Raw genomic sequence first — 12,463 nt, forward strand, 5'->3', positions numbered from 1 at the left:
TGTTTTTAAACAGGTAAAGATCGTGCTCAACAAACTTTCTCGTCTGCTTGATGAAGCAGGTATTTCACTTACCGATCACCAGAAAAACCAGCTTGTCGCCTACGTTGGCATGCTGGATAAGTGGAATAAGGCCTATAACCTGACCTCGGTTCGCGATCCTGACGCGATGCTGGTACGCCACATCCTCGACAGCATTGTTGTTGCGCCATACCTTAAAGGAACGCGTTTTATCGATGTCGGTACGGGGCCTGGGCTGCCGGGGATCCCGCTGGCTATCGTGCGTCCTGAATCCCACTTCACCCTGCTGGACAGTCTGGGCAAGCGAGTACGTTTCCTTCGGCAAGTCCAGCATGAGCTCAAACTGGATAACGTCACCCCGGTACAAAGCCGTGTGGAAGAGTTCCCGGCAGAGCCGCCGTTTGACGGCGTGATTAGCCGCGCATTTGCGTCGCTGAATGACATGGTGAGCTGGTGCCATCATTTACCTGCAGAGAACGGTCACTTTTATGCGCTCAAGGGCTTAGCGCAGGAAGATGAAATGGCAAATCTGCCGGAAGGGGTCGTCATTAAGGAAGTTGTCGAACTGCATGTGCCTCAGCTGGAAGGGGAGCGTCACCTTGTGGTGATTCAGCCAAAAATGATTTAATTTTTATCAAAAAATGTGAAAAAAACACGGTCCGTGGATGTTACAAAAATAAAAGTCACGGCAGGGTATTATCGGACTGTCTTTAACCCTGGGGTTACCAGGGGTTTTCTTTCCGTTAACTTTGCCCTGTTGCTTTACCAACAGAATAGTCAACATTGAAAATATCAGTACGCTAAAAATCTCGCTGCTTGCACTTCATACTGATGTTAAATTTTTATTATGAATGTCAATAAAAGGTTTTTATTGTATATGGGATTGTTTTAGAAAGAATACCTGGTTTTTATGTTGAATATCAAACGGATAAAAAATTGAGTTTTATGTACAGAATTAATTCGATTTCGCGAAAAATGTTTATTATGTGATCTGATGCACGCTTTAATTGCCGATTTTTCGCGGTATTTGCAGTTTTGCATGACGGCTCACAGATCGGTGAAATGCATGAAAAGTTGTCTGTCGGAAAATAATTAAACATTTATTCACTATTTTGCTACTTATTGTTTGAAATCACGAGGCGTCACCGTATAATTTGTCCGCTTTTTGATGCTTGACTCTTCGTCTTAAAGGACGTTTTATACGACACGCGACATACCTCGAAGGGAGCAGGAGTAAAAACGTGATGTCAGTGTCGCTCTTGAGTCGAAACGTTGCTCGTAAGCTTCTGTTTATTCAGTTACTGGCAGTAATAGCAAGTGGACTGCTGTTCAGCCTCAAAGACCCTTTCTGGGGCATCTCCGCGGTGAGTGGAGGTTTGGCGGTTCTTTTGCCAAACATGATATTTATGATTTTTGCCTGGCGTCATCAGGCGCATACACCAGCTAAAGGCCGAGTGGCCTGGTCCTTCGCCATTGGTGAAGCCTTCAAGGTGTTGCTGACCTTCGCCTTTCTGGCGGTGGCGCTGGCGGTTTTGAAAGTGGTATTTTTGCCGCTGATAGTGACGTGGGTTTTGGTGCTGGTGGTACAAGTTCTGGCGCCAGCTGTAATTAACAACAAAGGGTAAAAGGCATCATGGCTTCAGAAAATATGACGCCGCAGGATTACATAGGCCACCATCTGAACAACCTTCAGCTGGACCTGCGTACATTCTCGCTGGTGGATCCGCACAACCCCCCGGCCACCTTCTGGACGCTCAACATTGACTCCATGTTTTTCTCAGTGGTGCTCGGTCTGTTATTCCTGTTTATGTTCCGCAGCGTGGCTAAAAAGGCGACAACCGGCGTACCTGGTAAATTCCAGACCTTCATTGAGATGATCATCGGCTTCGTCCATGGCAGCGTCAAAGATATGTATCACGGCAAGAGCAAGGTCATTGCTCCGCTGGCCCTCACCGTGTTCGTCTGGGTATTCCTGATGAACCTGATGGATCTGCTGCCTATCGACTTTATCCCTTGGATCGGCGAACACGTTCTCGGTCTGCCTGCTCTGCGCGTGGTGCCGTCAGCTGACGTTAACATCACCCTGTCGATGGCGCTTGGCGTATTTATCCTGATTCTTTTCTACAGCATCAAAATGAAAGGCGTGGGCGGGTTCGTTAAAGAACTGACCCTGCAGCCGTTCAATCACTGGGCGTTCATTCCTGTCAACTTAATCCTTGAAGGGGTAAGCCTGCTGTCAAAACCTGTATCACTGGGTCTGCGACTGTTCGGCAACATGTATGCCGGTGAGCTGATTTTCATTCTGATTGCTGGCCTGTTGCCGTGGTGGTCACAGTGGATTCTGAATGTGCCATGGGCCATTTTCCACATCCTGATTATTACGCTGCAAGCCTTCATCTTCATGGTTCTGACGATCGTCTATCTGTCGATGGCATCTGAAGAGCATTGATTTTTACCAACATACTACGTTTTAACTGAAACAAACTGGAGACTGTCATGGAAAACCTGAATATGGATCTGCTGTACATGGCTGCCGCTGTGATGATGGGTCTGGCGGCAATCGGTGCTGCGATCGGTATCGGCATCCTCGGGGGTAAATTCCTGGAAGGCGCAGCGCGTCAACCGGATCTGATTCCTCTGCTGCGTACTCAGTTCTTTATCGTTATGGGTCTGGTGGATGCTATCCCGATGATCGCTGTAGGTCTGGGTCTGTACGTGATGTTCGCCGTCGCGTAGTAAGTTGTTCGAAAGAAACCTAAGCCACAGAGTTATTTTTTAAGAGGTATTGTGCTGTGAACATGAACGCAACAATCCTCGGCCAGGCCATCGCGTTTGTTATCTTCGTATGGTTCTGCATGAAGTATGTATGGCCGCCTTTAATGGCTGCCATCGAAAAGCGCCAGAAAGAAATTTCTGACGGTTTAGCTTCTGCAGAACGCGCTAAGAAAGATTTGGACCTTGCACAGGCCAACGCGACCGACCAGCTGAAAAAAGCGAAAGCGGAAGCCCAGGTAATCATCGAGCAGGCGAACAAGCGTCGCTCTCAGATCCTGGATGAAGCAAAAGCGGAAGCAGAACAGGAACGCACCAAAATCGTCGCACAGGCGCAGGCTGAAATCGATGCCGAACGTAAACGTGCCCGTGAGGAGCTGCGTAAGCAGGTTGCTATCCTGGCTGTTGCTGGCGCCGAGAAGATCATCGAACGTTCCGTGGATGAAGCTGCTAACAGCGACATCGTGGATAAACTTGTCGCTGAACTGTAAGGAGGGAGGGGCTGATGTCTGAATTTGTAACGGTAGCTCGCCCCTACGCCAAAGCAGCTTTTGACTTTGCCGTCGAACACAACAGCGTTGAACGCTGGCAGGATATGCTGGCGTTTGTTGCTGAAGTGACTAAAAACGAAGAAATGGCAGAGCTACTCTCTGGCGCACTGGCGCCGGAAACGCTCTCTGATGTGTTTATCGCGGTTTGTGGTGAGCAACTGGACGAAAATGGTCAAAACCTGATCCGGGTGATGGCTGAAAATGGTCGTCTGAAAGCGCTCCCTGATGTTCTCGAGCAGTTCATTCACCTGCGCGCTGCCAGTGAGGCAACCGCAGAGGTAGAAGTTATTTCTGCCGCTCAAATGAGTGACGAACAGCTTGCGAAAATTACCGCCGCGATGGAAAAACGTCTGTCACGCAAAGTTAAGCTGAATTGCAAAATCGATAAGTCTGTAATGGCAGGCGTAATCATCCGTTCGGGTGATATGGTCATTGATGGTAGCGTACGCGGCCGTCTTGAACGCCTTGCAGACGTCTTGCAGTCTTAAGGGGACTGGAGCATGCAACTGAATTCCACCGAAATCAGCGAACTGATCAAGCAGCGCATTGCTCAGTTCAATGTTGTGAGCGAGGCTCATAACGAAGGTACTATCGTTTCTGTAAGTGACGGTGTTATCCGCATTCACGGCCTGGCCGATTGTATGCAGGGTGAGATGATCGCTCTGCCGGGTAACCGTTACGCTATCGCACTGAACCTGGAGCGCGACTCCGTAGGTGCAGTTGTGATGGGTCCGTACGCTGACCTTGCCGAAGGTATGAAGGTTAAATGTACTGGCCGTATCCTTGAAGTTCCGGTTGGCCGCGGCCTGCTGGGACGTGTGGTTAACACCCTGGGTGCACCGATTGATGGTAAAGGTCCGCTGGAGCACGACGGCTTCTCCGCCGTTGAAGCTATCGCGCCGGGCGTAATCGAACGTCAGTCCGTCGATCAGCCGGTGCAGACCGGTTATAAATCCGTTGATGCCATGATCCCAATCGGTCGTGGACAGCGTGAACTGATCATCGGCGACCGTCAGACCGGTAAAACCGCGCTGGCTATCGACGCCATCATCAACCAACGTGATTCCGGCATCAAGTGCGTCTACGTAGCTATCGGCCAGAAAGCGTCCACGATTTCTAACGTGGTACGTAAACTGGAAGAACACGGCGCGCTGGCTAACACCATCGTTGTGGTTGCAACCGCATCTGAATCTGCCGCACTGCAATACCTGGCGCCGTACGCCGGTTGCGCAATGGGTGAATACTTCCGCGACCGCGGTGAAGATGCGCTGATCATTTATGATGACCTGTCTAAACAGGCCGTTGCTTATCGTCAGATCTCCCTGCTGCTCCGCCGTCCGCCTGGACGTGAAGCATTCCCGGGCGACGTTTTCTACCTCCACTCTCGTCTGCTGGAGCGTGCTGCACGTGTTAACGTCGAATACGTTGAAGCTTTCACCAAAGGTGAAGTGAAGGGTAAAACCGGTTCTCTGACTGCGCTGCCGATTATCGAAACCCAGGCGGGTGACGTTTCTGCGTTCGTTCCGACCAACGTAATTTCCATTACCGATGGTCAGATCTTCCTGGAAACCAACCTGTTTAACTCCGGTATTCGTCCTGCGGTTAACCCGGGTATCTCCGTATCCCGTGTTGGTGGTGCAGCTCAGACCAAGATCATGAAGAAACTGTCCGGTGGTATTCGTACCGCTCTGGCACAGTATCGCGAACTGGCGGCGTTCTCCCAGTTTGCCTCTGACCTTGATGATGCAACCCGTAAGCAGCTGGACCACGGTCAGAAAGTGACCGAACTGCTGAAACAGAAACAGTATGCGCCGATGTCCGTTGCGCAGCAGTCTCTGGTTCTGTTCGCGGCAGAACGTGGTTATCTGGCGGATGTCGAGCTGTCGAAAATCGGTAGCTTTGAAGCCGCTCTGCTGGCTTACGTCGACCGTGATCACGCTCCGTTGATGCAAGAGATCAACCAGTCCGGTGGCTATAACGACGAAATCGAAGGCAAGCTGAAAGGCATCCTCGATTCCTTCAAAGCAACCCAATCCTGGTAAAGTCTGGCGGCTTGCTCTAGGGCAGGCCGCAAGGCATTGAGGAGAAGCTCATGGCCGGCGCAAAAGAGATACGTAGTAAGATCGCAAGCGTCCAGAACACGCAAAAGATCACTAAAGCGATGGAAATGGTCGCCGCTTCCAAAATGCGTAAATCGCAGGAGCGTATGGCGGCCAGCCGTCCTTATGCAGATACGATGCGCAAAGTGATCGGTCACCTTGCGAACGGTAATCTGGAATATAAGCACCCTTACCTGGAAGAACGCGACGTTAAACGCGTGGGCTACCTGGTGGTGTCTACCGACCGTGGTCTGTGCGGTGGCTTGAACATTAACCTGTTCAAAAAGCTGCTGGCGGAAATGAAAGCATGGTCCGATAAAGGCGTTCAGTGCGAACTCGCAATGATCGGCTCCAAGGGCGTGTCGTTCTTTAATTCCGTTAGCGGTAATGTTGTCGCCCAGGTGACGGGTATGGGGGATAACCCATCCCTGTCCGAACTGATTGGTCCGGTAAAAGTGATGTTGCAGGCCTACGATGAAGGCCGTCTGGACAAGCTGTATATTGTCAGCAACAAATTTATTAACACCATGTCTCAGGTTCCAACCATCACTCAGCTGCTGCCGTTACCGGCTTCAGAAGATGGTGAGTTGAAGCGTAAATCCTGGGATTACCTGTATGAACCCGATCCGAAAGCGCTGCTGGATACCCTGCTGCGCCGTTATGTGGAATCTCAGGTTTATCAGGGCGTGGTAGAAAACCTGGCCAGCGAGCAGGCCGCACGTATGGTGGCGATGAAAGCCGCGACCGACAATGGCGGCAGCCTGATTAAAGAGCTGCAGTTGGTATACAACAAAGCTCGTCAGGCCAGCATTACTCAGGAACTCACCGAGATCGTCGGTGGAGCATCCGCGGTATAACCAGGTTAATTCGTAGAGGATTCAAGATGGCTACTGGAAAAATTGTCCAGGTAATCGGCGCCGTGGTCGACGTCGAATTCCCTCAGGATGCCGTACCGCGCGTGTACGAGGCTCTTGAGGTACAAAATGGTAGTGAGAATCTGGTGCTGGAAGTTCAGCAGCAGCTCGGCGGCGGTATTGTTCGTACCATCGCCATGGGTTCTTCCGACGGTCTGCGTCGCGGTCTGGAAGTAAAAGACCTCGAGCATCCGATCGAAGTCCCGGTAGGTAAAGCAACGCTGGGTCGTATCATGAACGTACTGGGCCAACCGGTAGACATGAAAGGCGACATCGGTGAAGAAGAGCGTTGGGCTATCCACCGCGCAGCACCTTCCTACGAAGAGTTGTCAAACTCTCAGGAACTGCTGGAAACCGGCATCAAAGTTATCGACCTGATGTGTCCGTTTGCGAAGGGCGGTAAAGTTGGTCTGTTCGGTGGTGCGGGTGTAGGTAAAACCGTAAACATGATGGAGCTGATCCGTAACATCGCGATCGAGCACTCCGGTTACTCCGTGTTTGCGGGCGTAGGTGAACGTACTCGTGAGGGTAACGACTTCTACCACGAAATGACCGACTCCAACGTTATCGATAAAGTATCCCTGGTGTATGGCCAGATGAACGAGCCGCCGGGAAACCGTCTGCGCGTTGCGCTGACCGGCCTGACCATGGCTGAGAAGTTCCGTGACGAAGGTCGTGACGTTCTGCTGTTCGTCGATAACATCTATCGTTACACCCTGGCCGGTACTGAAGTATCCGCACTGCTGGGCCGTATGCCTTCAGCGGTAGGTTACCAGCCGACTCTGGCGGAAGAGATGGGCGTTCTGCAGGAACGTATCACCTCCACCAAAACCGGCTCTATCACTTCCGTACAGGCGGTATACGTACCCGCGGATGACTTGACTGACCCGTCTCCAGCCACCACCTTTGCGCACCTTGACGCAACCGTGGTACTGAGCCGTCAGATCGCTTCTCTGGGTATCTATCCGGCAGTTGACCCGCTGGACTCCACCAGCCGTCAGCTGGATCCGCTGGTTGTTGGTCAGGAGCACTACGACACCGCTCGTGGCGTTCAGTCCATCCTGCAGCGTTATCAGGAACTGAAAGACATCATCGCCATCCTGGGTATGGATGAACTGTCTGAAGAAGATAAGCTGGTGGTAGCTCGCGCGCGTAAGATTCAGCGCTTCCTGTCCCAGCCGTTCTTCGTGGCAGAAGTATTTACCGGTTCTCCGGGCAAATACGTCTCCCTGAAAGACACCATCCGTGGCTTTAAAGGCATCATGGAAGGCGAATACGATCACCTGCCGGAGCAGGCGTTCTACATGGTCGGTTCTATCGACGAAGCCGTGGAAAAAGCCAAAAAACTTTAACGCCTTAATCGGAGGGTGATATGGCAATGACTTACCACCTGGACGTCGTCAGCGCAGAGAAACAAATGTTCTCTGGTCTGGTCGAGAAAATCCAGGTAACGGGTAGCGAAGGTGAACTGGGTATTTACCCGGGGCACGCGCCGCTGCTCACCGCCATTAAGCCTGGTATGATTCGCATCGTTAAGCAGCACGGTCACGAAGAATTTATCTACCTGTCAGGCGGCATTCTTGAAGTGCAGCCGGGTAGCACGACCGTTCTGGCTGATACGGCAATTCGTGGCCAGGATCTCGACGAAGCGCGAGCCCTGGAAGCGAAACGTAAGGCTGAAGAGCACATTAAGAGCTCTCATGGTGACGTGGACTACGCTCAGGCGTCTGCGGAACTGGCCAAAGCGATCGCTAAACTGCGCGTTATCGAGTTGACCAAAAAAGCGATGTAACACCGGCTTGAACGCTAAAAGCCAGTCTGGTTTCCAGGCTGGCTTTTTTTATGGCTTCGTTTCAGAAAAAACAAAACTAAAAAGCGGGTTTAAAAATTTTGTGATGCATATCTCATTTTTGTTGATCGTTTAAAAGATGAAGCGTAGACTTGTTTTTGTGATGTTAGTCACAAAAAAATTCATCAAAAACGTAATCGCTATCCAGGAAGAGATCATGAAACTGCTTAATAAAATCGTCGCTTTCTTCAGTGCTATGAACGTAACCTTCGGTACGTTCAACCACTAAGAAGTCAACTTTCCAGACTGTTTTTGCGCTGTACCGCTAACTAAAACGACAACACATGCGGTGTGAAGCAGACAGAAAGTGAAAAGGTCGCCCCAGGGCGACCTTTATGTTTTTCACGCATAGCGGGTTAGTCGCGGCTGAGGAAGTTACCGGTGTTGAAGCTGCCGTCGGCCTCACGCGTCAGCGGGTCCGGCAGCGCCAGCGTCTGATAATCGGCGCTGTTAATGCGTTTTCCCTGGGCGTTGATGCTTCTGCCGCCGTGGATAAAATAGTTGCTATCGTCAATATTCCCGACAACGGCATCGTCATATTTCCCAGGCTGGCTGCGCAGGGAAAGGTTCTCGCTGAAGGTGCCCTGCGTTTCCGGCGCACCGTACGGACTCGGGCGGAACAGGTAGTTAAAGCGCTGGTTATCTACCGCGACGTTGTTAACCACCACCAGCTTGCCGGGGTTAAAGTTGTCGGTAAAACCGTCCAGATGGTTATCGATGGCGATGCTGTTACGTACCTCGTGGGCGACCGGCTGCCCTTCCCCACCGAGCTTAAACCCGTTACTGGTATTATTGCGGGCAATAGAGTTCTCGATCACCACAACGCCGTTTGCACCGTCCTCAATTTTATTAAACAGGTCGAAACCGTCGTCGATATTATCGTGCGAGTAACAGCCCTCCAGCCGGTTACCCTCTCCTACGCGCATTTTCACCGCGAAGCCGTCGGCGTTAATTTTGCCCGGATCCTCGTTACTAAAGGATTCAGAATTCACTACCCGGTTAAAGCTGGCCCACAGCGGGCGTCCAACATCCGCCGGAGAGGAAATTTGAATGCCGGTATCATCGTTACGATACGCGGTGACGTTCTCGATCAGGTTATGGCTGCCCTGTACGCGCAGGCTCTTGTCCGTAATCTCAATCCCATCGATATGCCAGTAGCTGGCATCCAGCAGCAGCCCGTGAATCACCGCTTTTCCGTCGGCTTTTAGCGTTTTGATTTTGTCCTTCAGGCCGCTGGCGCTGACAGGAATGGCCGTTTGCGGGTAATCTCCGGCGGCTAATACAATTTGCCCGCCGGGCGGGACGAGTTTGATAGCGGAGACGAAATCCAGCGGCGAGTCCGCCGTCCCTTTTGCCTGAGGTTGTCCCTCTGGCGCGGCGTAGAGCGTATTGCCTGTCACTTGGGGACTCTGTTCAACCGTCAGCGTCTGGGTCAGCGTTTCCGCGCCGGTGGCCGTAGTGAAGCGGATTTCGAACGTGCTTTTATCTTTCAGTACGGCAGGCTGGGTAAACATTTCCCCGGCCTTCACGGTTTTATCCTGCCCGATCACCACTTCATCCTGACGAACGGTGATGCGCCCATCGCTGTTGGTGCGCGCCTGTAGGATGTAAGCTTTGCTCTGGCTTACTGTTCCCGAAGCAATTTGCATAACCGGCGGCCAGCCTTTAGCGACATACGGCGCGGAGGGAACCGTATGTGCCGCTGAGGTGGTGAGCGAGGCGTTGCTGACGGTGATTTTTGCATTACGTGAGGCGAAGAAGCCGACGTAGTAATGTTCTTTATCCTGCCGGGCAACCAGATCGGCGTGAGGAACCTGCTGGCTTACCCATTCATTACTGCCCGTTGCTGCCCATGAGGTAATAAACCCGTCGTTGGTGCGTTCCAGTCTGAGCTGGAACGTCGGCGTTTGCTGGATATCGATTTTCTCTTTATAGCTCTGACGCTTTATTGATGCGCCCGCATTGCCCCACGGTTGGGTTATCCCTTCCCGGCTGATAGTCTGCAATTTGATATGTGAGCCATCTTTTTTATCCTGCGTCATAATGGCATTCATCACCATATTGGATGCCGCCGGAAACTCTTCGTAGCCGACCTTCAGCGGCTGTTGACGCGGAACTCCTATTACATCGCGGACCAGCAGTCCCGCACCTTCCTGTGCCGCAGGACGCGCGCCATTTTCCGGGCCAAACTGATTGACGGTCACCGTAGCCTGCAGGATAAAATTCTGGCTGGTCGGTAGCCGGGTGTAAAAGAAGGTCAGTCCGTCGTGAGAATTGGCTATTTTACCTCCCCGGCTCTCGATGGTAATGGGCTGGCTGAGGTCGGCGACGTCCTGCGGCGTCAGTTTTTTTCCGGCGATGGTGACATCGTTGACGCCAATTTTTTCCGGCAGAACATTCGAGGAAAAATTGCTGTCGGTAGATTGCCCAAAGGCGATTGCCCGCCACTGATGACCATCGTTGGCCTGCAGCGGTAGCGCGATCATCGTACTGCAAAGGGTTAATGCCAAAGGTATTTTGTTATTCATTCTTTTCTCCTGGGTAATTATTAACCGGCATTATCAGGAAAATGAAATGGTGTTTCTATTTATTACGTCACAATTAATGAATATTAAAACTGTGTTTTATTTTATGGGTTTTCTTTATTTACCCGCCAAAAAAACAGCAAAAGCAGAGGGATAGCCGGCATTGCCACTCATTAAAATGCTTTTTTTGCGCTAAACGGGTTTGCGCTGACTAAAAATACCCACCTAAAATGGTGTATAGCGTTACGCTTGTGCATTTTATCTTCGTCTCGTTTCATGATGAAAAATATGTAGATATTTCAACGTGAAAGGCTTTTACTTTTCGTTCCAACAGCAGTCAGGATGCGTATGTCAAACAGTCCGATGAGCGTGGTTATTCTTGCCGCTGGCAAAGGTACCCGCATGTATTCCGATCTTCCTAAGGTGTTGCATTCGCTGGCCGGGAAGCCAATGGTGCAGCATGTTATTGATGCAGCTAAAGAATTAGGCGCTTCCGCCGTACATCTGGTGTACGGGCACGGCGGCGATCTGCTTCGCCAGACGCTGCACGAAGATAACCTCAACTGGGTCCTGCAGGCCGAACAGCTAGGTACCGGCCACGCCATGCAGCAGGCGGCGCCGTTCTTCAGCGATAATGAAGATATCCTGATGCTGTACGGCGACGTGCCGCTCATTTCCGTCGAAACATTGAAGCGTCTGCGGGAAGCGAAACCGCAGGGCGGCATCGGTCTGTTGACGGTGAAGCTTGACGATCCGACCGGCTACGGCCGCATTACGCGCGATAACGGCGCGGTGACGGGCATTGTCGAGCATAAGGACGCCAGCGACGAGCAGCGCCGGATTCAGGAAATTAATACCGGGATTCTGGTCGCCAATGGCGCGGATCTTAAACGCTGGCTGGCTAAGCTCACCAACAACAACGTTCAGGGTGAATACTACATCACCGATATTATCGCCATGGCCTATGAAGAAGGTCGTGAAATTGCCGCTGTTCATCCTCAGCGTCTAAGCGAAGTGGAAGGCGTGAATAACCGCCTGCAGCTCTCCCGGCTTGAGCGCGTCTGGCAGTCTGAAAAGGCTGAAGAACTGCTGCTCGCGGGCGTTATGCTGCGCGATCCGGCGCGTTTTGATCTGCGCGGCGTGCTGAAACACGGGCGCGATGTCGAAATTGATACTAACGTTATCTTCGAAGGTGACGTGGTGCTGGGGGATCGGGTAAAGATTGGCACCGGCTGCGTCATCAAGAACAGCACCATTGGTGATGATTGCGAGATCAGCCCCTATACCGTGGTAGAGGATGCTCATCTGGCAGCCGCCTGTACCATTGGGCCGTTCGCGCGGCTGCGCCCAGGCGCTGAGCTTCTCGAAGGCGCGCACGTCGGCAACTTTGTTGAAATTAAAAAGGCGCGTCTGGGTAAAGGCACGAAGGCCGGGCATCTCTCCTATCTCGGAGACGCCGAGATAGGCGATAACGTGAATATCGGCGCGGGCACCATCACCTGTAACTATGATGGCGCAAATAAGCATAAAACGGTGATCGGCGATGACGTGTTTGTTGGCTCAGACAGCCAGCTGGTCGCTCCGGTGACCGTCGGCAAGGGGGTCACCATTGCCGCAGGAACAACGGTCACGCGTAACGTTGCCGATAATGAATTAGTGTTAAGCCGCGTGCCGCAGGTTCATAAACAGGGCTGGCAGCGCCCGGTGAAGAAAAAGTAACGCTATTTCTCTTTCG

At 51.9% G+C, this 12,463-nt stretch carries 12 protein-coding genes; 11 read left to right on the plus strand and 1 reads right to left on the minus strand.

Features of this window, described 5'->3' with window-relative positions:
• Positions 1-22: 22 nt before the first annotated feature.
• The 10 genes from rsmG (at position 23) to ABLU67_RS05020 (ending at position 8,146) form a co-directional block, all read left to right on the plus strand.
• Entirely contained in the window at positions 23-646 is a 624-nt protein-coding gene (gene rsmG / locus ABLU67_RS04975) for a 16S rRNA (guanine(527)-N(7))-methyltransferase RsmG (RefSeq protein WP_064375107.1), read from the plus strand.
• 616 nt (positions 647-1,262) lie between these two features.
• Complete coding sequence (atpI, locus tag ABLU67_RS04980) at positions 1,263-1,643, plus strand: F0F1 ATP synthase subunit I (protein WP_004127040.1); 381 nt, start codon at positions 1,263-1,265, stop codon at positions 1,641-1,643.
• 8 nt (positions 1,644-1,651) lie between these two features.
• Positions 1,652-2,467, plus strand: a complete 816-nt coding sequence (atpB, locus tag ABLU67_RS04985; RefSeq protein ID WP_004127037.1) for a F0F1 ATP synthase subunit A — start codon at positions 1,652-1,654, stop codon at positions 2,465-2,467.
• Between the two features lie 47 nt (positions 2,468-2,514).
• Entirely contained in the window at positions 2,515-2,754 is a 240-nt protein-coding gene (atpE, locus tag ABLU67_RS04990) for a F0F1 ATP synthase subunit C (protein WP_000429386.1), read from the plus strand.
• 56 nt (positions 2,755-2,810) lie between these two features.
• Positions 2,811-3,281: a F0F1 ATP synthase subunit B gene (atpF, locus tag ABLU67_RS04995; RefSeq protein WP_004107293.1), complete on the plus strand. Its 471-nt coding sequence runs from the start codon at positions 2,811-2,813 to the stop codon at positions 3,279-3,281.
• A gap of 14 nt (positions 3,282-3,295) precedes the next feature.
• Entirely contained in the window at positions 3,296-3,829 is a 534-nt protein-coding gene (gene atpH, locus ABLU67_RS05000; protein ID WP_004855764.1) for a F0F1 ATP synthase subunit delta, read from the plus strand.
• A gap of 12 nt (positions 3,830-3,841) precedes the next feature.
• Positions 3,842-5,383 (plus strand): F0F1 ATP synthase subunit alpha, encoded by a 1,542-nt coding sequence (atpA, locus tag ABLU67_RS05005; RefSeq protein ID WP_004127029.1) that lies wholly within the window; start codon positions 3,842-3,844, stop codon positions 5,381-5,383.
• 50 nt (positions 5,384-5,433) lie between these two features.
• Positions 5,434-6,297 (plus strand): F0F1 ATP synthase subunit gamma, encoded by an 864-nt coding sequence (gene atpG, locus ABLU67_RS05010; protein WP_004107278.1) that lies wholly within the window; start codon positions 5,434-5,436, stop codon positions 6,295-6,297.
• 26 nt (positions 6,298-6,323) lie between these two features.
• A complete protein-coding gene (gene atpD / locus ABLU67_RS05015; protein WP_004107276.1) occupies positions 6,324-7,706 on the plus strand; it encodes a F0F1 ATP synthase subunit beta in 1,383 nt (460 codons plus the stop codon).
• 20 nt (positions 7,707-7,726) lie between these two features.
• Positions 7,727-8,146, plus strand: coding sequence for a F0F1 ATP synthase subunit epsilon (locus tag ABLU67_RS05020; protein ID WP_004107274.1), 420 nt, complete (start codon positions 7,727-7,729; stop codon positions 8,144-8,146).
• Between the two features lie 413 nt (positions 8,147-8,559).
• Here the strand turns inward: ABLU67_RS05020 and ABLU67_RS05025 are convergent, their stop codons facing one another.
• On the minus strand, positions 8,560-10,731 hold the full coding sequence (locus ABLU67_RS05025) for a right-handed parallel beta-helix repeat-containing protein (RefSeq protein ID WP_224384580.1): 2,172 nt from the start codon (positions 10,729-10,731) through the stop codon (positions 8,560-8,562).
• Between the two features lie 345 nt (positions 10,732-11,076).
• Here ABLU67_RS05025 and glmU point away from each other — a divergent pair, with 345 nt between their 5' ends.
• Positions 11,077-12,447 (plus strand): bifunctional UDP-N-acetylglucosamine diphosphorylase/glucosamine-1-phosphate N-acetyltransferase GlmU, encoded by a 1,371-nt coding sequence (gene glmU, locus ABLU67_RS05030; RefSeq protein ID WP_038423896.1) that lies wholly within the window; start codon positions 11,077-11,079, stop codon positions 12,445-12,447.
• The last annotated feature ends 16 nt before the right edge of the window (positions 12,448-12,463 follow it).

Source organism: Klebsiella sp. GN_Kp190, assembly GCF_040061795.1.
GTDB classification, from domain to species: domain Bacteria; phylum Pseudomonadota; class Gammaproteobacteria; order Enterobacterales; family Enterobacteriaceae; genus Klebsiella; species Klebsiella michiganensis.

What these genes read in the sequence shown, in the direction of transcription:
- atpI (WP_004127040.1), top strand. Translation starts at nt 1,263, where the DNA reads ATGTCAGTGTCGCTCTTGAGTCGAAACGTTGCTCGTAAGCTTCTGTTT.
- atpB (WP_004127037.1), top strand. Translation starts at nt 1,652, where the DNA reads ATGGCTTCAGAAAATATGACGCCGCAGGATTACATAGGCCACCATCTG.
- atpE (WP_000429386.1), top strand. Translation starts at nt 2,515, where the DNA reads ATGGAAAACCTGAATATGGATCTGCTGTACATGGCTGCCGCTGTGATG.
- atpH (WP_004855764.1), top strand. Translation starts at nt 3,296, where the DNA reads ATGTCTGAATTTGTAACGGTAGCTCGCCCCTACGCCAAAGCAGCTTTT.
- atpA (WP_004127029.1), top strand. Translation starts at nt 3,842, where the DNA reads ATGCAACTGAATTCCACCGAAATCAGCGAACTGATCAAGCAGCGCATT.
- atpG (WP_004107278.1), top strand. Translation starts at nt 5,434, where the DNA reads ATGGCCGGCGCAAAAGAGATACGTAGTAAGATCGCAAGCGTCCAGAAC.
- atpD (WP_004107276.1), top strand. Translation starts at nt 6,324, where the DNA reads ATGGCTACTGGAAAAATTGTCCAGGTAATCGGCGCCGTGGTCGACGTC.
- ABLU67_RS05020 (WP_004107274.1), top strand. Translation starts at nt 7,727, where the DNA reads ATGGCAATGACTTACCACCTGGACGTCGTCAGCGCAGAGAAACAAATG.
- ABLU67_RS05025 (WP_224384580.1), bottom strand. Translation starts at nt 10,731, where the DNA reads ATGAATAACAAAATACCTTTGGCATTAACCCTTTGCAGTACGATGATC.
- glmU (WP_038423896.1), top strand. Translation starts at nt 11,077, where the DNA reads ATGTCAAACAGTCCGATGAGCGTGGTTATTCTTGCCGCTGGCAAAGGT.